The organism is Sphingobacterium corticis, from assembly GCF_042684745.1.
Taxonomy (GTDB): Bacteria; Bacteroidota; Bacteroidia; order Sphingobacteriales; family Sphingobacteriaceae; genus Sphingobacterium; species Sphingobacterium corticis.
Map to the genome: position 1 here is coordinate 1,054,448 of NZ_JBHUMA010000006.1, position 20,991 is coordinate 1,075,438.

Here is a 20,991-nt window from a genome sequence, read left to right on the forward strand (position 1 = left end):
AAAAAAAGAAAACAATAATTCATGATTAATATATCCAACCTCTCCTTACGTTTCGGTAAACGTATACTTTTCGAAGATGTAAACTTAAAGTTTACACCGGGTAATTGTTATGGTATCATCGGAGCAAATGGCGCAGGAAAATCGACCTTTCTTAAAATCATTTCTGGCGAAGTAGATCCATCAACAGGTTCTGTAGCCTTTACCCCTGGCGAGCGCATGTCTGTATTGAAGCAGAATCACTACGAGTTCGATGAGTTTTCAGTATTGGAAACCGTAATGATGGGTAATCAAGATCTTTATAAGATCATGAAAGAAAAGGACGCTATATATATGAAGGAAGATTTTTCGGACGCAGATGGTGAGCGCGCCGGAGAATTAGAAAGTCTTTTTGCAGAAATGGATGGCTGGAATGCGGAGAGCAATGCTGCAACGCTTCTGAGCAACTTAGGTATTAAAGAAGAGCAGCATTATAAATTGGTGAAAGAGTTGGATGGTAACGAAAAAGTTCGTGTGCTATTGGCACAAGCGCTTTTCGGAAAACCGGATATTTTGATCCTCGATGAGCCTACCAATGATTTGGACATCAACACCATTGCATGGCTAGAAGATTTCCTAGCTTCTTACGAAGCGATTGTCTTGGTTGTTTCCCACGACCGTCACTTCTTGGATGCTGTATGTACGCACATTGTCGATATTGACTTCTCGAAAATGACGATTTATACGGGTAACTACACGTTCTGGTATGAGTCTTCTCAATTAGCGTTGAAGCAACGTTCGGATCAGAACAAGAAAATGGAAGATAAGGTGAAAGAATTACAAGAATTTATCCGTCGATTCTCCGCAAACGCTTCCAAATCCAAACAAGCTACGTCACGTAAGAAAGCATTGGATAAAATCAATATCGATGAGATCAAACCATCAAACCGGAAATATCCGGCGATCATGTTTAATCAAATGGATCGTGAACCTGGAGATCAAATTTTGCAAGTAGAAAATTTGAGTAAAACAGTAGATGGGCAGGTTTACTTCAAGGACATTTCTTTCATGGTCAACAAAGGCGACAAAATCGCCGTATTGGCAGAAAACAACCTAATTACTTCCGCATTTTACGAAATCTTAGCCGGACGCGATCAAGACTTCGGTGGCGAATTTAAATGGGGAGTTACTATCACTCCTGCGGATATGCCGATTGAGAATGCTGAATTCTTCGAAGGAGTAAGTGACAATTTGGTTGATTGGTTGCGCACCTACTCTACTCGTCCGGATTCTGACGAGCAATTTATTCGTGGATTCCTGGGTAAAATGTTGTTCTCCGGCGAGGAAGTATTGAAAAAATGTTCTGTACTTTCCGGTGGCGAAAAAATGCGCTGCATGTTTTCTAGAATGATGTTGCAAGGAGCGAATTTCTTAATCTTTGATGAACCAACAAACCACTTAGATTTGGAGTCGATTACCGCATTAAACAATGGAATGAGCGATTTCAGAGGTTCTATGTTGTTCACTTCTCGAGATCACGAATTGACAGAAACGGTGGCTAATCGTGTAATTGAATTGACACCAAAAGGCATTATCGATAAATTAATGACTTACGACGAATACATTCAGTCGGAAGCCGTTCAAGCGCAACGCGCAGAAATGTATAAATAATTTTTTAGATTGACGCCATAAAAAGCTTGTCGAGAATTTTTGATTCTCGACAAGCTTTTTTGTTTTATACTGCCTATATTAGCGCCTTGATGGAGTCCAACAACAGTAAACTGAAAAACCTTAAACGCTACATTACCGAAGCCGATGTAAATATTTCGGTAAAAGATAAGAAGGTAAATCTCTTTAACTTTCAAAAATTCAAATATGTGCTTTTTGGCGGAGCAAATGTTTTACTGAATTGGGTACTCTTTTATCTCATTTTCCATTACGTAACCTTTAAAAATAACGTCGTATTATTCTACGGCGCGATTACCATCAGCCCTTACATTTTTGCGCTTCTTTTGTCGTTTGCGATTACCTTTTTTACAGGATTTCTGGCAAACTTCTACCTTGTATTTGGCAAAGATGAACATGCTCCAAAATTCGGAAATCGCCTTCTCCGTTACTTTGCGACTAACATGGGCTCGTTAACCATTAATTATTTTCTACTGAAGCTCTTCGTAGATGTATTCGTATGGTATCCTACTCCATCACAGATTTTGTGTACGTGCATTATTACAGTTTACAGCTATTTGGCGCAACGTAAATTTACCTTTAGCAAGCGATTCTAAACTTTTCGTCCGCTCAATTGTCGTCTAACTGTTATCAAACAAAACGGACGATGAAAGTTACTTTAATAACCGGAGCATCGGGCGGCATCGGTGAAGCGATCGCACATGCATTTGCTAAAAGAAAAAATAACCTCCTTTTGGTTGCTCGTAACAGCGAAAAGCTTAATCTGCTTTGTAAAAAGTTAAGATCGGAATATGCTGTTGAAGCCAATTTTATATCGGCAGACCTATCACATTCAAATGCGGCCGAAGAGGTTTTTGAAACCATTCTAGCTCGAAAATGGGAAGTCGAAACGCTCGTTAACAATGCCGGGATTGGTTCCGGTGGTGAGTTCGGAACAAGAACATTGAAGGAAGAAATGGATCAAATCCAATTGAACATATCTTCCTTAGTAGCCATGACCCAATTGTTCGGAAACGAAATGAAAGTTAAACGTGCAGGAACGATCATTAATATCGCTTCGGTCGTTGCTTTCGCCCCTGTTGCCTATATGGCGAATTATGGAGCAAGCAAAGCATTTGTCAAGACCTTTACGCAGGCTATAGCGCAAGAATATAAACCATATCGAGTACACGTCATGGTCTTCTGTCCAGGATTAACGAAAACAAACTTTAATGCAGCGGCTGGCCTAGAAAGCGAAGCGGGAGATGGACTTGGACTAAGCTATGAAAAGGCACAAAAAATTCTACAAACGCCCGAAGAAGTCGCTACGGAATTGATGCGCGCATTGGATAAAAAGAAAATTGTTGCTATTTCGGGAAGTAAAAATTCTTTTGCCGCTCGACTATTAGGATTACTACCAAGTCAATGGATCGCAAAAGCCGCGGCGAATCGATATCGTAAGAAAGTAGGATGGATTAGTAAATAACAAAAAAATCCCCGAGCGAATCGCTCGGGGATTGAATATATGTTACTGGAATTTATCCGACTAAAATGTGTACCGCACACCAAGCATCATCTGCCAAGTTGTGGCTAACGTACTTACGTTTTGAAAGGGCGTGCTTTGCAGTGCATTATCTACAACATTCATATTGAACGATGGCACTCCATTAGCAGGAGTTGCAACAGTATTCAATACTGGCTGTCCTTGACTATTGGTTCCCGGTACTAACTGATTACCATAAAGAAACTGAGCATTGTTTAGACGGCTTTGGACTCCCCAGCTTTTCTTCAACATATTCCCAAGATTAATGACGTCTAAACTAAGTTGAAGCGAATTTCTACGACCTCCGATATTTGTAAAAACGTCTTGAAGAACACGCACATCAAATCGGTTCAACCAAGGCATCAAAAAACCATTTCTAGGCAAATATTGTCCTTTATATTTCTCCAAACCGTTCTCTGAAATAAAGTTATTCAGAGCTTCACGCTGTTCTGCCGCAGTAAACAAAACTTGTCCGCTAGAGTTTACACGATCAACAAAATTCAACGAATTAATATCGCGAGGCAAGTAAATCAAGTCGCTGTTGATTCCATCTCGATTAATATCCGAGGTATAAGTGTATGAGAAACGACCTTGATTAGCACCGTTGTAATAGACACCTACAGTTGTTGCGAGTGCATCAGCATACTCAAACCTATAACTCAAGTTAGCCATCAATCTATGCGGAAGAGCGAAAGCAGATGGGTGTAAAATTTGATCATTAGGTCCATTTATGTTAGCGGAGCCACCCCATGCTGAACTCGCGCTAGAGCCTGCATTAGCACTAATTTCCCTAGCATCTGAGTACGTATAAAACAATCCTCCGCTAAATCCTCTGTAGTTTGGAACAGTTATCCCCAAAGTTGCACTAAGCGCATGTCCTTTCACATTTGTATTTGTTAGAACAGTTGCATTGTTACCACCGATTGCAGAATTGAAACGTTGTATTCCTGAAGGGAAAAACGTTCTATTATCTCCATAGTCACCTTCTTCACCAGACTGTCCATAGTTAAGGAATGTATTAGGAGATGGTCTATTTGCCCCGAATTGGAATATTGCATTAACGTCTCTAGTGTAAAGAAAATCACCCGTTAGTGTAATTGGCGTATTTGGAATTTTGTAATCTCCCCCGATACTCGTTCTCCATACCATCGGCATTTTGAAGTTTCTATCCACCAAAGCAAATGAATTTGGAGCACCATCTTTAGGTGAATTTATGAAAACACCCTCTGCTCCTGCTGGAACATTATTTAAATGATAGTAACGGTCTGGATTAAATCTCACGTTACCGATCCAGCCAGCAACGTCATTATAAGAACCTGGTTCTACGACATTCTGTAAGACCCCAGCATTTGTAGGCATATTCGTTAACCATACAAATGGTACACGTCCTGAGAAAAAGCCCGTACCACCACGCAAGACTAAACTGCGATCTCCAAAAACATCATAATTTAAACCCAAACGTGGAGATACCATCAACTGCGATTTAGGCCACAGTCCTGAGTTATAATTGGTCGGCATACCATTAACTCCTAATAATCTCAATGCATCAATTGACGGGTTAGCAGTCAGCTTATTCATATATATCGGTAGCTCTGCACGAACACCGTAAGTCACTGTTAATTTGTCAGACGCCGTCCAACGATCTTGCGCATACAATGACGCTAAACCAAAGTTAATACGTGAATACGTATCCTGTCCTTCATAAGGGTAGGTCAAAGCGAACATGATTGGCGCAACTTCATTTGGACCTCCAGTAGTTAAAAAATCTTGAACTGAAGCATATCTGTAATACGAAGTTCCACTACGCGTGTAACTATTACCAAAATTTTGAATTTCAAATGCAGCTCCAAATGTGAAGTTATGTTTATCAGCAGATAACGATAGGTTATTGATAAAAGAGTAGTTATTGTTAACAACATCATTATTGTAAGAAAACAGCTCCGTACCGAAACTCATATAATTAGAGTGTGGAGAGTTATTATTACTATGTGTTCCGTCGCCGATATCAACAAACGGAAATAATTGATTGCTAGGAGTACTTCTCGTATCTTGTATACGTGTATACGTTGCTAAAAATTGATTGCTCAGTCTAGAGCTGAAATTACTATTTAATTCAGCAGTAAGCGAGCGTACGACATTTTTGAAGGAATAGTTACCGTTTTCAAAAGTAATCGACTGTTGGCTTACGCGATTTGTCTGGCTTCTAGGATAAGGGCCAGAATTTCCGTTTGCTGTTTGCATAGAGTTACCCACTACCTGATTATAACGTAAAGCAAGCTTGTGAATATCATTTATATTCCAATCCAATCTAGCTAGAAACTTGGTACTACTTTCTTTCGCCTCGTTAGCGTAACCTTCGTAACGCCCTGGATCCCAACCCCATTGATTAACTAGATGATTTCTGACTAGTTCTAGATCTGAGCGAGTTGTTCTAGCAATATTTTCTTCCGGAACTGCAACACCATTCTCGGATGGACGCCAAGGATTTGATCCAGACGCATTACCGCCCGTCGTTTCTTCTCGTTCAGCATTTACGAAAAGAAATAATTTATCCTTAACAATTGGCCCTCCCAATCTAAACCCGTAATTACGTTTAGCAGCGTCGATCTTATCCAGTGTCACATCACCAATTCGACGACCTTGTAAATTTTGATTTTGTAGAAAGTAGAATGCTGAACCTTCAACTCTATTCGTACCACTACGAGTTACCGCATTGATACCAGCACCGGTAAAACCAGACTGGGTAACGTCAAATGGCGCGATATTAACGGAAATTTCCTGAATCGCATCCAGAGATATTGGCTGAGAATTCCCTCCCGGAAGTGGATTAGAACTCAATCCAAATCCGTTATTAAAATTAGCACCATCAATTTGAAGGTTATTGTAACGTGCATCACGACCTGCAAAAGAGTTACCATTGGCTTGCGGCGTCAATCTAGTAAAGTCAGTAACACTTCTGTTAATTTGAGGAAGTTCATTAAGCTGCTTCAAGCCAACGCTAGTAGACGCTCCCGTGCGAGAGGTATTAATACGTTGCCCCCCCATGATAGCTATCTCTTCGATATTAGTTGCGCCATCCGTAAATACAGCATTCAAAACAAACGGTTGTCCTAATTGCAAGTAAACATTTTCGTAAACTACTGGATCTTGTCCAACGTAAGTTACCTCAATGCGGTAAGGACCTCCAACACGCATGTTGGCAAGGTTAAAACGTCCAGCGTCGTTAGCGGCGCTAGAATAGGTCGTTCCAGACGGCGTGTGGATCGCACGAATGGTAGCACCTGGTGTTGCCTGCCCTGACGATTGCGTTACGATACCTGTAACACTACTCGTCGTGACCTGCGCTTGGATAGTTCCATAACTAGCTAGAACTAACGCAAAGAAAAGTAAAGATCTCTTCATAAGTTTTGTTTGATAAAATAATTATGCACCGCAAAATTAAGAAGAGGAAACAGTATATCAACGCCTTAACATAAACTTAATATTGGATTTATACTATTCTTACAAGCAAGGAGTTGTTAGAAGAAAAAAGGATTTAACCATTATCGAAAAATCAATCAGCCTAAGACAAAAAACGTTAACGATATGTTAAAATTACAACTAGTTATTTAACAAAATAACAATCTCAGTTGTATGTGAATTGTGGAAAAATAATTTTCCACACTGTTAACATTTAGACAATTTATACAAAATCTAAACAACTAAAGATCAAACTAATGCATATAACTATTTGATATACGCATAAGTAACACCATCACCTCCTCGGTCGGCGTGCTCGTCTTCAAAATGCGAAATATGACTATATTTCCTTAAATATTCACGGACAAATCGACGCAATATCCCATCCCCCTTGCCGTGCAATATTTTTAAGGATGGGTAACCGATCATCACAGCACGATCCAAAACTAGTTCCAATTGATGAAGTGCGTCCTCCGTACGCATACCGCGTACATCAAGTTCGGGACTGAAATCAGCAGCATCGCCCGTCGAAACGGAATTAAAACGTTTGGCCGCCTTTTTCTTTTCTTTGCCTTGCAACTTTTCTACTTTATTTGGTTTCACGACTGTTCGCAAATCACCCAAAGCTAAGATCAGATTTTTGTTTTTGGCGATCTCCATGATTTGCGCTTCCGTCCCAGAATCTTTTAGTCGAACCCAATCGCCAACTTGTAATGTTTGGTCGACATCGACATCTTTATTATCTGCAACAATCTTTTTAACTAAAGGCTTAGCTTGTGTGTGCTTATCAATTGCTTGATGTAAGTTGGATCGAATTGCTTTTGTCTTTTCTTTATCCGCCTGCACAGATTTAATCTCTGCAATCGTGTTTTCTACCAGCTTGTTAGCATCTTTCAGGATTTGTTTTGCTTCCGCTTTTGCTTGATAAAGCAATTCTTTGCGATTATCATCGATATACGATCGCAGTTCTTCGTACTCGCGTTGCTTGATCAGAAGTTCCTTTTCGCGTTTATTGATAGCTGCTTTTGTATCATGAATTTCCTTTTTATCGCGCTCTAAATTAATCAATAGCGCATCCACATTTTGCTGATGCTCACCAATTTTCTCCTTAGCCAATCGAACGACTTCCTTAGGTAAACCAATGTTTTGAGCGATTTCTAAGGCGTAAGAACTTCCTGGCTTACCAATTTGCAACACGTAAAGTGGTTTCATTGCCGCATTATCAAATAGCATAGAAGCATTTTCCAAGCCATCTGTTTTTCCGGCAAATGCTTTCAAATTCGAATAATGCGTAGTGATAATGCCGCGAACCTGCTTGCTGTTTAACACTTCCAAAACGGCTTCCGCGATCGGACCACCAAATTGCGGATCCGTTCCTGTACCGAATTCATCGATTAGCACCAAGGTTTTCGCATTGGCAAACGTGGTGAAATGTTTCATCTTCGACAAATGCGCGCTGTACGTACTCAAATCACTTTCTATCGATTGATCATCACCAATATCCGCAAATACCTGACGGAAAATCCCCATTTTTGAATTGGGTTCTGCAGGTATCAACAGTCCGGCTTGAAACATCAGTTGCAATAAACCGACGGTCTTCATACAAACCGATTTCCCTCCAGCATTCGGACCGGACACCAGAATAACACGATCGGTCTCATCCAATTTGATGTTTAACGGAATCACACCTCCGGTTCCTTCTGCTTTCGCCGACAGGTACAATAATGGATGTCGCGCGTTTACCAAATTGGTTTCGCACGTTTTACCAATTTCCGGCAATGTAGCATCCAAATCGATCGCGAAAAGTGCTTTCGCACGAACGAAATCCAACTTCGTCAACAAACCATGATATGACAATAAAAGCGGAATATGCGGTCGCAATAAAGTCGTCAACTCTGTCAAAATACGAACCACTTCACGTCGGCGTTCGAATTCCAAATCCCTTACCTTATTATTGAGGTGGAATACATCTTCTGGCTCTATATAAGCTGTTTGTCCTGTTGCAGATTCATCGTGAATCAATCCTTTTAGCTTCCGCTTGTTCTCCGCTAAAATAGGAATACACAAACGTCCGTCTCTGATCGTCAAATTACCATCAGCCGTCCATCCGTTGTTTTGCGCCGCTTTAAAAACAGATTCCAAACGCTTCCGCGCTTCCATCTCGCTTTTTTGAATTTGCTGATTGAGATCCAATAACAATCGGGAAGCATTTTCTTTCATCTTGCCGCGATCATCGATAATACGTTCGATATTCCTTATAATCGAGTTTTCAATCGGCAAATGTTCCAACAACATATCCAAATATGGATACTTGCCGGTACGTTCGTTAAAATAGCGAATCAGCGCAAACACTGTTCGCAACGAAAGCAGTACGCGATGAAATTCTTCTTCCAGTAGAAAGGTTCCCTCTACCCGCGCCTTTTCCACTAAAGGGCGAATCGGATACATATGATCAACCGGAAGCGGATCATCAGCGGTAAGCAAAGTTTTGAATTCGTGCGCTTGGTGCAAAAATTTTTCGACCTGTTCCGCATTGGTTTGCGGCTGAATTTTATCGACCAATTCGCGCGCCGGTTCGCTTAAGCATTTCTGCCGAACCAAAGCTTTTATTTCAAGAAAACCGAGCTTTTCGGCCGCGTTATTTGGATAAATCATACTATTGAATCAATTTTTACTGCGGTTCAGTCAAAATGCTACCTACAGGTGTTGGCCCCTCTAATTCTACCGGAACCTCTGGCAGGGAAACAGGAATTGGAGCTTTAAAACGTATCTGGCCATCCGATTTCCACAAATATTGCAGACCGCTTGGCGCGTACAACTGTTGCCTGTACTGATCGTAATCGAACTGATACGTACTGTCCTTAAAAAATTGCAACAGATTTTGCTGAGATTGCAACTGCTGCTGCAATCTGTTTACGTGCGCTAAACTATCTCGTTCTCGCGCATATCGAATAGAATCTGCTCTTGAAAATTCGCGATCAGCGTCGCTTAACTCTTTTTGTATCTGATCGTAGATTTTTTCTGTTCTAGTTGGATCAGCATAATAGTATTCCACATTCCGAGCAAATTGCATGGAATCCAAGTTGTATTTACTTAAAAGTTGCCTATATAAGGTATCAATAACTTTTTGTGAACTATCCAATGGCAGCGTTTGAAGATAACCATCCAACATATGCACTTCCGTGAGCAAAGTTTTCATCTTATCTTCCGGCAATACATCCGCAGGCCTTTTGTCGAAACAAGAAGCTAACAGCAAAATCACCGGAACTAACGCAAAGAATAAAGCACGCATTTTGTAAATTTGTACAAATTTAGCAATTCGAGGCGAATTAGCCTACGTCATTGCTCGTTATTAAATGCTAAAAGAAAATGAGTATAACTAAAAATATTGAGTCATTACGTCAGGAAATCCCTTCGGGTCAAGTCACCTTAATTGCCGTATCTAAAACCAAATCCAATGAAGACATTATGGAAGCTTATGAGGCTGGACAGCGTGTTTTTGGGGAAAATATGGTTCAGGAGCTTACTGCGAAACAGGAAGAATTGCCGAAAGATATTGAATGGCATTTAATCGGACATTTGCAATCCAACAAAGTCAAATACATTGCGCCGTTTATTGCGATGATTCAATCGGTTGACTCGCTTAAGTTGCTCAAAGAAATTAACAAGCACGCCGAAAAAAACAACCGTGTGATTGATTGTTTGTTGCAAGTACATATTGCTGATGAGGAGGCAAAATTTGGTTTTGATCATGCAGAATTAGTGGAAGCGCTACGCGATGAAAGTTTAGCGGAATTGAAGAACATTCGCATTCGCGGATTAATGGGTATTGCTACCAACACCGATAACGAAAAACACATTAAAGACGAATTCTACGAACTGAAAATGCTATTCGACGGTGTAAAGGCTAGTTTCTTCCGCAAAGACGATTCGTTCAATACTTTATCGATGGGTATGTCCTCCGATTATAAGTTAGCGATTGCCGCAGGCAGCAATATGGTTCGATTAGGTAGCACGATTTTTGGAAAGCGAGTTACCAAACATTATAAAGCATAAAGTATGATCATAAAGCCATCGCCTATTTTTGGAGTTGTTGCACTCGCTATCGGTCTTTCCAGTTGCCAATCCGGCAATAAGGAATCCAACATAAATTCTGACAACGACAAGGATACCACAATTTATAAAATCACTGAATTTTACCAAAGCAGCCCGTATTATCAGCAGCGAGAAGACGGATACGACACCAGTTATTATAAAGTAAGTTATCCGGTTTCCGACGACTCTCAATTCAACGCCTTGGTGATGGAATCCTTATCGGTAAAAGATCGAGCAGAATTGGAGCAATCGGCAGAAGCATTTTTGGCGGATTATGATAGTTATGTAGAAGAAGCAAACAAACCGGAATTTGTACATGCTTGGTATCAAGATATTGCCAGTAGAATTATTTTGACCACTCCACGCCTACTCGTTGTTGGAAACAAACTGACCGAATATTCCGGTGGTGCGCACGGCAATTATGCAGAGCTGTTTTACAACTACGATTTGCAAGAAAACAAAAAGCTATCCATTAACGATGTAGTCGCTACGGAAAAGCAACAAGAACTTATTGCATTGGCCGAAACGCGTTTTCGTGAGATTGAAAAGTTAGCTCCGGATGCAGCGTTGACGGATAAATATTTCTTCGATGAAGGTGTTTTTGTGCTGCCTGATAATTTCGCTTTCGACAGAAAGGGAATTATCTTCCAGTACAATCCTTATGAAATTAAACCGTATGCGGACGGCGTAACGCGCTTTGAAATTCCTTACGAAAAGCTGGAAAGCTTGCTAACAGAGAAAGCAAAAGCATTCGTTGCTCAAATTCAAAATCTATAACAAAACAGTTTAACATATACATGCAGGTATTTAAGTTTGGCGGGGCTTCCGTTAAAAGTGCAGATAATATCAAAAACGTAGCGACCATAATCGAAACTTACGGTAAAAGTGGCTTGTTGGTCGTTGTTTCGGCAATTGGTAAAACGACCAACAAATTATCGGATGTTGTTGATCGTTATTTCTACCGTAATGGCGATGCGTTTGCAGCCTTAGCAGAAGTTCGCGAAGAGCATTTGAATATTCTTCACGATTTATTTCCAGAACCAACGCACCCGATCTACGATGATATAATGAATACGTTAGTGGAAGCGGAATGGATTTTAGAAGAAGAACCGCAAGATGCGTACGATTATATTTACGACCAAATCGTTTCATTAGGCGAATTGTTATCTACGAAGATCATTGCTGCGTATTGTAAAGAAATTGGATTTGCAACGCGCTGGATCGACGCCAGAAACTATATTTTTACCGACAATCGGTATATGGAAGGCACGGTCGACTGGTCGAAAACGGAAGATAAAATCCGTCGTGAATTACCGGCTATTCTTGAAAAAGGAATTATTATCACACAAGGATTTATTGGCTCTACTTCCGAAAACTTCACAACAACTCTAGGACGTGAGGGGTCGGATTACAGTGCCGCTATATTCGCTTCCTGCTTGCGGGCGCAAGATTTGACAATCTGGAAAGATGTACCGGGCGTTTTGAATGCCGATCCAAAATGGTTTAATGAAACGGAGTTGATACCCGAACTTTCTTATAAAGATGCGATCGAATTGACCTATTATGGTGCAACGGTTATTCATCCGAAAACCATCAAGCCATTACAAAATACACAAATTCCATTGTATGTACGCTCGTTTATCGATCCGCAACAACCCGGAACGAAGATCTGTGCTACGCACGAAACCTTGCCTATTCCGTCCTTCATTTTCAAGGTCAATCAGGTGTTGGTCAATATCCAACCGTTGGATTTTTCGTTTATCGTGGAAGATAATCTGGGGCACATTTTCAATACATTCCATCAAAATCGTATTAAAGTGAACATGATGCACAATTCGGCGATTAGCTTTAGCGTGAGTATTGATGATACGGGCGAAAATGTATGGAAACTCATGGAGGATTTGCAGAAACGCTACAAAGTAGATGTGGCTTCCGGATTGGAATTGATTACCATTCGATATTACAATCAACAAACGATCGATCGCGTGCTAATCGATAAGGAAATCGTTCGCGAACTAAAAGATAGTTATACCTGCCAAATGTTGGTAAAGAAAAAAGATGAATAAACGCCTGCTCGACAAAGACGTTCAACAATTTATCCTGCAGCATCGGCAGGAATCGCCAGCGAAAATCGCGCTGGGGAAAAGTCCGTTTTCTGATGTTTCATCCGGAGAACTGGCGATGCAAATTGATGGATGGCAACGCAGCGTAAACAAGCTACCAACTTGGGGATACAGTGAGAACATCTACTATCCGCCCAAATTGAATTTAGAACAGTGTTCTTCGGAACATACTGCGCTAATTAAACAAACTTTAATTCGGAAAGGTAGTAAAGCGATTGACCTGACAGGTGGATTTGGCGTGGATAGTTGCTATTTGGCTCAGCATGCTGAAACCGTCATCCATTGCGAATTGAACCAAGATCTTTCCGCTATTGTCGCGCACAACGCGAACATACTTGGCGTACATAATCTAGAATGCATCGCTGGCGACGGAATTCAAATCTTACAAAGTTTGGCCGACGACAGCTTAGATTATATTTACATTGATCCGTCGCGTCGCGTACAACATAGCAAAGTTTTTCTGTTAGAAGATTGTGAACCGAATATTATAGCGCTGCAGGATTTATTTTTCTCCAAATCCGAGTACGTTATTACGAAGGTTTCTCCGTTGTTGGATATCACGCAAGCACTGCGATCGCTTGATCAGGTTTCGCATGTTTATGTGATTAGCCTAGATAACGACTGCAAAGAGTTGCTATTCTTTCAGAAACGTGGTTTCGTTGGCGAACCAATAATCAGTGCAATTCGTTTATTTAAGGATCAGTTGCAGGAATTATCTTTCACTGCTGAGCAAGAACGAGCAACCTTGCCTCATTACAAAGAACCTGCTGGATATTTATACGAACCGGATGTAAGCGTAGTAAAAGCTGGCGCTTTCAAATCCGTTGCAAAAGCATTTAATCTGGCAAAACTTCATCCGCATTCGCATTTGTACACATCGGAACAATTGCATGAGGAATTTCCGGGCAAAGCTTTTGGTATTACGGAAGTCCTCCCTTTCGGTGATTTGAAACGTAAACGCACATTTGCGAAAGCAAATATTACGACACGAAACTTCCCCTTAAAGGTGGAGGACATCCGCAAGAAATATAAAATTCAAGATGGCGGAAACGTATATCTATTCTTTACAACCGATCCACAAGAAAAACTAATTGTGGTTGCTTGCGAACGCATTTGACGTTTCCAACCTATCCTTTATTCTTTACTATTACTTTGCGTAGCTCGCTTTCACAAACGGCGCTGCCAATAAATAATCGATACTTTCTTTCAATCCAACTTCCAAATCGCCGCTCACTTCTTCCAATTCTACGAAGATATGTTTGACGCCGGCAGTTTCTGCATTACGAAAAATGGCGTCAAAACCAACCATTCCGCTTTGGCCGATTTCTTTATGATCTTTAATGTGCAACGTGGCAAAACGAGAGGGATAACGCGTGAAATAATCAACCGGACTCGCATGTCCGATTACGGCCCAATACACATCCATTTCGAAAAACACATATTCCGGATTTGTATTTTCGATCATAAAATCATACATCACCGCCTGATCGGCAACTTTTTGAAATTCATGCGCGTGATTGTGGTAGCCATACTTAATTCCGTTTTCGTTACACAACTTTCCAATCGCATTCAAATAGTCGCATTGCGTTTTCAAATCGTCCATCGATTTTGGCAAATCCATCCACGGATCGACGATGTATTTCATGCCGGCTGCCTTATGTGCTTTGACAGTTTCCTTCCACCAAGCCATAGATTCCGAAAAATCTTTACTCGCCAATTCCTTCGCGCTTAATGGTTTAGAAACGTGCGATGAAAGCGCTTGCATTCCAGCCGATTCGACGCGTTGTTTAAATACTTCAGGCGCTGTGTTGTAAAATTTCCCATCTCGATAACCAGCGGTTTCTACCGAGGTATACCCCATGTCCGCCAACTTTTGCAGTACTTCCTGATAATTTTCGTTATAGGATTTCGGATCAACATGACTTCCCATCATGCTCCGCACAGAATATAGCTGTAAACCAATTTCCTTCTTTTCTGAATTGACGGCATCTTGCGCCATAACGTTTGACGTGCTCAAGCAGCACATCAGCAAGGCCGAAGCAATTACGGATAATTTCATAGATTATAATTTAGGATCCCCAATTTGTGTAAATGTTCAGTTTTTGATAACATCGTAAATATATTAAACAAGCTACATAAACAATGAAGAAATTCAAAAGTATTATGCAAATATTTAGCGCGGGGTTGCTTGCTTTAAATACCACTCAAGTTTCCGCGCAGCGCTTAGATAAAATGACTTGGTTCAATGAGCCGGAAAAATGGGAAGTCGATACGAAGGCGCTAAACATGTTTGTAACGCCAAAAAGTGATTACTGGCGTATTTCCCATTATGGTTTTACGGTAGATGATGCACCTTTCTATTATACCGAGCGTGGTGGAGAATTTGAAGTGAAGGTAAAGATTTCTGCGGATTACAAAACCAGATTTGATCAGGCTGGCTTAATGTTGCGTATTGATCACGAGAACTATATCAAGGCCGGTATTGAGTTTGTGGATGGAAAATACAATCTAAGCACCGTAGTAACGCACAAAACAAGCGATTGGAGCATCATTCCGGTAGAAGAAAAGATTCCATTCGTTTGGATTAAAGCTGTACGCCGATTGGACGCCGTCGAATTCTTTTATTCTTTCGACGATAAAAACTACATCATGATGCGTAATGCGTGGCTGCAGGATAATCATCCGGTGAAGGTCGGCGTGATGGGTGCTTGTCCCGATGGAGATGGATTCGATGTTAAATTCGAACATTTTAGCATTAAGCCACTAGCTGATCAACGCAGAACCGAGTGGTTGCAGAAAAATGCTGGCCAATAACTGGTGGATTGCACGCGCTAATTTGACTATTTCAAGACCATAGTAAAGTTCGTTACGGTGTATCTTTGAGGTATGAAAAACGTTAAATTTTCGACACTCGAATTGGCGACCGTGGTGAAGGGAAGTAATTTGGCGGGAGCGATGGCACGTGCGGTTGAAAGCGCGCAAGCTTCCGAAAAATACGGCTTCGAACGCATCTGGTTAGCCGAACATCATAATATGGAATACATTGCCAGTTCGGCAACCTCCCTACTGATTCAGCACATTGCCGCTCAAACCGATAACATTCGCGTTGGGTCGGGCGGCATTATGCTTCCCAATCATGCGCCTTTGGTTATTGCTGAACAATTTGGCACGTTGGAAACGCTGTTTCCCGGCCGCGTGGAGATCGGACTTGGCCGCGCGCCCGGAACCGACCAACAAACGGCCATGGCATTGCGCAGAAATAACCTAAATACCTCATTCTATTTCAAGGATGATGTATTGGCATTGCAGCAATTCTTAAGCAATAACAATCATACGGCAAAGGTTAGAGCCTTTCCGGGCGAAGGATTGGAGATTCCATTGTGGATTTTAGGATCAAGTACGGACAGTGCTTATTTGGCAGCGGAACTGGGATTGCCTTACGCATTCGCCGCGCATTTTGCGCCAGCGATGCTTTCTAATGCCATCGATATTTATCGCGCGAACTTCAAGGCCAGCGAACAATTGCAGGAGCCTTACGTGCTAATTTGTGCGAATATTATCCCGGGCGAAACGAATGAAGAAGCACAGCGACTTTCGACCAGTTTGTTTAATATGTTTTGTGAAATTATAACCAATCGTCGAGCGCCACTTTCCCCTCCAACGGACGAACCGATTTATGCGGGCATCGCAGAAATTGAGCAGGCCGTTCAGTCGATGGTAAGCTGTACTTTCGTGGGCGACAAATCGACGTTGACAACCGAACTTAAAACGTTTGTCGATCGTTACCAACCTGACGAAGTTATGGCTACGAATTACATCTTCGATAACACAAAACGATTGGACGCGTTCCGAATTATTTCCGAAATATTCAATGATATTAACCTTTCAAAATAGCAAAATAATTTATGCGTGTATTAGCAGAACTTCCGCATCCATCCTTTAAAATTAGTCTGTTCGGAATGAACCAAAAGTTCATCATTAAATTCGAACAAGGCACCTTGGAACAATCTTACAAAATTGCAGAAGCTGACATTATTGGTGGCGTGAATGGCGTGTTCGAATTGCTGGACGAAGCATTTTTAAAAGCCGTTGAAGATAATTTTCAAAACATGCGAAATCAATTTATCGAGGCTTATAAAAGATACGAATTATAACTTTACTTCGATAAGTATAAAACCCTGTATATTAATTTAAAATATGCAGGGTTTTTTGTTTTCAGAATTTTATTTGGGTAATTTCAGACAGCTATTGCAATCAATAGTATTTGATATGAAATCAACTGTTTATATAACAATTACAACAATTTGTATTTCAAAAAATTATAAATCTGACAAAATATTATTTGGCTAAGATTTCTTTAAGAAAAGGCACGCTTTCTACCGCAGTTTGTGCTATGATCCGCGTTTTGGCGGGAGTGCGATATTCGGCAGCATTTGGATCGACAAAAATCAATGCGCAATCGTTATTTATATAGTCAAGCAAGCTGGCTGCGGGGTATACTTGAAGCGATGTTCCAATCACTAAAAACACATCAGCCTGCCGCACTAAATTGATCGCAACCTCCAACATAGGAACGGCCTCCCCGAACCAGACAACGTGCGGACGAAGCGGCGAACCCAGCTCGCAAACTGACTCCATTTGCAACTCCTCCCCTGTTATCGGATACACCAATTTTGGATCAATACTCGACCGAGATTTGGTAATTTCGCCATGCAAATGAATCACCTTTTTGCTGCCGGCTCGTTCGTGCAAATCATCAATATTTTGGGTGATAATTTGGACATCTTCCGTCTGCTCTAAATCCGCTAGGAACAAATGCGCCGCATTAGGTTGAGCCGCCAAACAAGCTTTCCTTCGCAGGTTATAGAAGCGCTGAACCGATGCTGGATCACGCTGCCAAGCTTCCGGCGTTGCCACATCTTCAATACGAAACCCTTCCCATAATCCGTCGGATCCTCGAAACGTTTGCAATCCACTTTCCGCAGATATTCCGGCTCCCGTAAATACAACTATCTTCCTTTTCTTCATGTTTCTTGATTCTGTACCAAATAAAAATCCTATCCACCTTTTCGGTGGATAGGACTAAATATAGTTAATAAAGTGTTGTGTATTGAGAGCGTAGTATTGAGAAATTAGATTATAGTATTTAGATGTTAGTATTTAGATTTTTTCACTTCCTACTTCACATTTCTTACTTCTCGCTTCTTACTTCATACTTCTTACTTCATACTTCTCACTTCCTACTTCTCACTTCCTACTTAACAAAATAACGGTGTTCAATAACTGTGGTATCCGGTTTTTCTTCTTGATTATTTAATGCGCTCGTCAACTTACATTTACCAGTTACACCACGATAAATTAGCGAACCGCCCAAAGCAATACCAGAAAATGACGTTAATGGACTACGAAATAAATTCTTTACACCAACACCTAAAATAAATCCACCTGCAACGACAGAAAGTACACGCTCCGTGCTACCGACATTTGCCGTCGTGCATTCAGTATCTAACTTATCTTTCAAGGTTTCCAACGTTTTATTTAAAATACTCATAGCTTTTGATTTTATATCAATTAACAAACAAAACAGATTTCAAAAAGTTTGAATACTTTAAGCGGAAAAGACATGCCCTAATTTTTGTAATTCTTTCAGATCAGGCAACTCATCAAAAATTCCGAAAACAGCAGATCCTGATCCCGACATTGCCGCGTACACTGCACCTGAATCATAAAACGCAGCCTTCAAGCGCTCAATTTCAGGATACGCACGAAACAAACCTTCTTCAAAATCATTGCGAACATGGAACTTCCATTCTTGAATGGGCAATTGAATGGCTTGACGCAAATCAACCTGACCTGTTCGAATGGCTACGCTTTTATAAGCTTCCGCAGTAGAAATATGGATCGGCGGTTTAACAATCAGCAATCGCTTATCGGACAAATCTAAATCCAAGTCTGAAAACGTCGTTCCAATTCCGGTTGCATATACGGGCTTATTTCGAATAAAAAACGGACAATCTGCGCCGAGCTGAGCCGCATAAGTTTCCAGTTGTTGCGTATTCAAATGTAAGTTGAATTGCTTGTTCAACATCAATAAAACATGACTAGCATCCGATGATCCACCGCCTAATCCCGCACCAACAGGTATTCCTTTCAGCAAATTTATTTTTACCAGAGGCAAATCGAAATCATGCGCCAATAAATGATAAGCTTTGCTACATAAGTTATCCTCCCCGACCGGAAAATCGAAATTGTAAACCTGCATCGAATACTCCTCGGAAGGAAATATTTCAATCGCATCGTACACCTTTACAGGATAAAATATCGATTCCAAATCGTGATATCCGTCCGCACGTTTTCCAACGATGTGCAGGCCAATATTTATTTTAGCATTTGCAAATTCCAGCATTCAGTTAGTTTTCTTAATTCTATTATCGGTCTACTTCACCTAAAACAATATCGATGGATCCTAGAATCGCGATCAAATCGGCTATCAAAACATCTTTTCCCAAAACAGGTAACACCGAAAGGTTGTTGAAACTCGGGCCACGCGCTTTGACGCGACGTGGAATATCCGAACGTTCTTTCGTCACGAAATAAAAACCCAGTTCTCCTTTTGGATTTTCCGCACGCACGTAATAATCCTGCGCTTTCAAGTTTACTTTCTTCGGCACCAATGCACGCGGATCGAATTCCGGCGTACGTTTAAAATCCTTTTTCAAGCGATCAACACATTGTTCGATAATACGAACGGATTCCCGAACCTCATCTACACGCACTTTGTAGCGATCCCAACAATCGCCTTTTTGTCCCATCGCGCCTTCACCTACCGGAATATCAAATTCAAGCTCTGGATATACGGAATATCCGTCAATGCGTCGCAAATCCCATTTTATGCCCGATGCGCGCAACATCGGCCCACTGCAACCATAGTTGATCGCTACGTCTGCCGGCAACACACCAATATTCGCTGTTCGCGAAATAAAAATCTGATTATTCGTCAACAATTCATCTAGCTCATCGAGTTTTGGTTTGAAGTAATCGACAAATTCTTGGCAACGCTCTTCGAAACCAACCGGTAAATCGTAGAACAATCCACCAATCCAAATGTAGTTGTACAGCATTCGCGAACCGGAAGCCCATTCGAGCATCGCCATAATATGTTCGCGATCGCGAAAACACCACATAAATGGCGTAAAAGCCCCAATATCAATTCCGTAAGTACCAATTGCAATAAGGTGCGAAGCAATTCGATTGAGTTCACAAACCAACACGCGGATGTACTCCACGCGCTTTGGAATAGATTGATCTAAACCCAACATCCGCTCGACGCCCATCACAAATGCGTGACTGTTGTTCATGGAAGCGAGGTAATCTAATCGATCCGTAAATGGAATGCTTTTGCCGAAACTCATGGATTCAGCGTGCTTATCGAAGCATCGATGCAGATAACCCAAATGCGGAATCACTTCTTTCACGATTTCGCCATCGGTAATTAATTCCAGACGCAAAACCCCGTGCGTTGACGGATGTTGTGGCCCCATGTTAATCACCATTTCTTGCGAACTGATGGAGGATATTTTCTCTTTATATTGTTTTAAACCTTGTTCGTATTGGCTCATTGCTCATCTTTTACGGGAATTCCGTGATATAACTCAGGATCCTGATAATCTTTGCGTAAAGGAAAACCTTCCCAATCATCCGGCATTAAAATACGGCGTAGATCGGGATGACCGCTGAAGAAAATGCCCATCAAATCAAACGCTTCACGCTCGTGCCATTCGGCGGTATGCCAAACCGAAGATACGGAAGGCAGTTCCGGCATATTTGCGCTCGATCGATCGTGCTCCATACGAACTTTCAACGTGATTTGCTTTTCATTGGGAATGGACGCCAATTGATAAACCAGCTCGAAATAAGGTTCTGGCAAATAATCCACCGCAGCAATATCCGACAGAAAATCCATGTACCAATCCGGATCGTCGCGCAAAAATGCACAAACGGAAACCAAATGTTCCGATCGGATATACAGAGCGGGTTGCAAACCTCCCAATTGTATATCGACCACCGCATCGGTATGCACGCGCTCAATTAAAACGGTTCGTAAATGTTCTATGTATTCGCTCATTAAAA

At 41.3% G+C, this 20,991-nt stretch carries 19 protein-coding genes; 10 read left to right on the top strand and 9 right to left on the bottom strand.

What is annotated here, in order from left to right; genetic code table 11:
- The first annotated feature begins 21 nt into the window (after positions 1–21).
- From ACFSQ3_RS10555 to ACFSQ3_RS10565, 3 genes are all read left to right on the top strand, one after another.
- The gene (locus tag ACFSQ3_RS10555) at positions 22–1,647 is read left to right on the top strand and encodes an ABC-F family ATP-binding cassette domain-containing protein (protein WP_380869511.1); all 1,626 of its coding nucleotides are present in this window, start codon (positions 22–24) and stop codon (positions 1,645–1,647) included.
- 89 nt (positions 1,648–1,736) lie between these two features.
- Entirely contained in the window at positions 1,737–2,258 is a 522-nt protein-coding gene (locus ACFSQ3_RS10560; RefSeq protein WP_380869512.1) for a GtrA family protein, read from the top strand.
- A gap of 50 nt (positions 2,259–2,308) precedes the next feature.
- Positions 2,309–3,127, top strand: coding sequence for an SDR family NAD(P)-dependent oxidoreductase (locus tag ACFSQ3_RS10565; protein ID WP_380869513.1), 819 nt, complete (start codon positions 2,309–2,311; stop codon positions 3,125–3,127).
- Positions 3,128–3,187: 60 nt separating this feature from the next.
- Here the strand turns inward: ACFSQ3_RS10565 and ACFSQ3_RS10570 are convergent, their stop codons facing one another.
- The 3 genes from ACFSQ3_RS10570 to ACFSQ3_RS10580 form a co-directional block, all read right to left on the bottom strand.
- On the bottom strand, positions 3,188–6,586 hold the full coding sequence (locus ACFSQ3_RS10570) for a TonB-dependent receptor (protein WP_380869514.1): 3,399 nt from the start codon (positions 6,584–6,586) through the stop codon (positions 3,188–3,190).
- A 324-nt stretch (positions 6,587–6,910) separates the two neighbouring features.
- Complete coding sequence (locus ACFSQ3_RS10575) at positions 6,911–9,298, bottom strand: endonuclease MutS2 (protein WP_380869515.1); 2,388 nt, start codon at positions 9,296–9,298, stop codon at positions 6,911–6,913.
- Between the two features lie 16 nt (positions 9,299–9,314).
- The gene (locus ACFSQ3_RS10580; protein WP_380869516.1) at positions 9,315–9,935 is read right to left on the bottom strand and encodes a DUF4296 domain-containing protein; all 621 of its coding nucleotides are present in this window, start codon (positions 9,933–9,935) and stop codon (positions 9,315–9,317) included.
- A gap of 77 nt (positions 9,936–10,012) precedes the next feature.
- Here ACFSQ3_RS10580 and ACFSQ3_RS10585 point away from each other — a divergent pair, with 77 nt between their 5' ends.
- Genes ACFSQ3_RS10585 through ACFSQ3_RS10600 form a run of 4 tightly spaced genes read left to right on the top strand, consistent with a single transcriptional unit; the run spans position 10,013 to position 13,978 of the window.
- Positions 10,013–10,699, top strand: coding sequence for a YggS family pyridoxal phosphate-dependent enzyme (locus ACFSQ3_RS10585; RefSeq protein WP_380869517.1), 687 nt, complete (start codon positions 10,013–10,015; stop codon positions 10,697–10,699).
- 3 nt (positions 10,700–10,702) lie between these two features.
- Positions 10,703–11,515, top strand: coding sequence for a DUF3298 and DUF4163 domain-containing protein (locus ACFSQ3_RS10590; protein ID WP_380869518.1), 813 nt, complete (start codon positions 10,703–10,705; stop codon positions 11,513–11,515).
- 20 nt (positions 11,516–11,535) lie between these two features.
- Positions 11,536–12,804: an aspartate kinase gene (locus tag ACFSQ3_RS10595; RefSeq protein ID WP_380869519.1), complete on the top strand. Its 1,269-nt coding sequence runs from the start codon at positions 11,536–11,538 to the stop codon at positions 12,802–12,804.
- The gene (locus ACFSQ3_RS10600; RefSeq protein ID WP_380869520.1) at positions 12,797–13,978 is read left to right on the top strand and encodes a class I SAM-dependent methyltransferase; all 1,182 of its coding nucleotides are present in this window, start codon (positions 12,797–12,799) and stop codon (positions 13,976–13,978) included. The genes ACFSQ3_RS10595 and ACFSQ3_RS10600 overlap by 8 nt, the downstream gene beginning before the upstream one ends.
- A 30-nt stretch (positions 13,979–14,008) precedes the next feature.
- Here the strand turns inward: ACFSQ3_RS10600 and ACFSQ3_RS10605 are convergent, their stop codons facing one another.
- Positions 14,009–14,920 carry a sugar phosphate isomerase/epimerase family protein gene (locus ACFSQ3_RS10605; RefSeq protein WP_380869521.1) on the bottom strand — a complete coding sequence of 304 codons (912 nt, stop codon included), beginning with the start codon at positions 14,918–14,920 and terminating at the stop codon, positions 14,009–14,011.
- Positions 14,921–15,003: 83 nt separating this feature from the next.
- Here ACFSQ3_RS10605 and ACFSQ3_RS10610 point away from each other — a divergent pair, with 83 nt between their 5' ends.
- From ACFSQ3_RS10610 to ACFSQ3_RS10620, 3 genes are all read left to right on the top strand, one after another.
- On the top strand, positions 15,004–15,675 hold the full coding sequence (locus ACFSQ3_RS10610) for a DUF1349 domain-containing protein (RefSeq protein ID WP_380869522.1): 672 nt from the start codon (positions 15,004–15,006) through the stop codon (positions 15,673–15,675).
- A gap of 72 nt (positions 15,676–15,747) precedes the next feature.
- Positions 15,748–16,755 (top strand): LLM class flavin-dependent oxidoreductase, encoded by a 1,008-nt coding sequence (locus tag ACFSQ3_RS10615; protein WP_380869523.1) that lies wholly within the window; start codon positions 15,748–15,750, stop codon positions 16,753–16,755.
- An 11-nt stretch (positions 16,756–16,766) separates the two neighbouring features.
- Positions 16,767–17,015, top strand: coding sequence for a hypothetical protein (locus ACFSQ3_RS10620; RefSeq protein WP_380869524.1), 249 nt, complete (start codon positions 16,767–16,769; stop codon positions 17,013–17,015).
- Between the two features lie 184 nt (positions 17,016–17,199).
- On the opposite strand, the gene ACFSQ3_RS10625 is transcribed toward ACFSQ3_RS10620, so the two are convergent.
- From ACFSQ3_RS10625 to ACFSQ3_RS10645, 5 genes are all read right to left on the bottom strand, one after another.
- A complete protein-coding gene (locus ACFSQ3_RS10625) occupies positions 17,200–17,889 on the bottom strand; it encodes an SIR2 family NAD-dependent protein deacylase (protein WP_380869525.1) in 690 nt (229 codons plus the stop codon).
- Positions 17,890–18,115: 226 nt separating this feature from the next.
- Complete coding sequence (locus tag ACFSQ3_RS10630) at positions 18,116–18,412, bottom strand: YgaP family membrane protein (protein ID WP_380869526.1); 297 nt, start codon at positions 18,410–18,412, stop codon at positions 18,116–18,118.
- A 57-nt stretch (positions 18,413–18,469) separates the two neighbouring features.
- Positions 18,470–19,267: a 4-(cytidine 5'-diphospho)-2-C-methyl-D-erythritol kinase gene (ispE, locus tag ACFSQ3_RS10635; RefSeq protein WP_380869527.1), complete on the bottom strand. Its 798-nt coding sequence runs from the start codon at positions 19,265–19,267 to the stop codon at positions 18,470–18,472.
- 22 nt (positions 19,268–19,289) lie between these two features.
- Positions 19,290–20,480 carry an NADH-quinone oxidoreductase subunit D gene (locus ACFSQ3_RS10640; RefSeq protein WP_380869528.1) on the bottom strand — a complete coding sequence of 397 codons (1,191 nt, stop codon included), beginning with the start codon at positions 20,478–20,480 and terminating at the stop codon, positions 19,290–19,292.
- Positions 20,477–20,986, bottom strand: a complete 510-nt coding sequence (locus tag ACFSQ3_RS10645; RefSeq protein ID WP_380869529.1) for an NADH-quinone oxidoreductase subunit C — start codon at positions 20,984–20,986, stop codon at positions 20,477–20,479. Before ACFSQ3_RS10645 ends, ACFSQ3_RS10640 begins: the two co-directional genes overlap by 4 nt.
- Positions 20,987–20,991 lie beyond the last annotated feature (5 nt).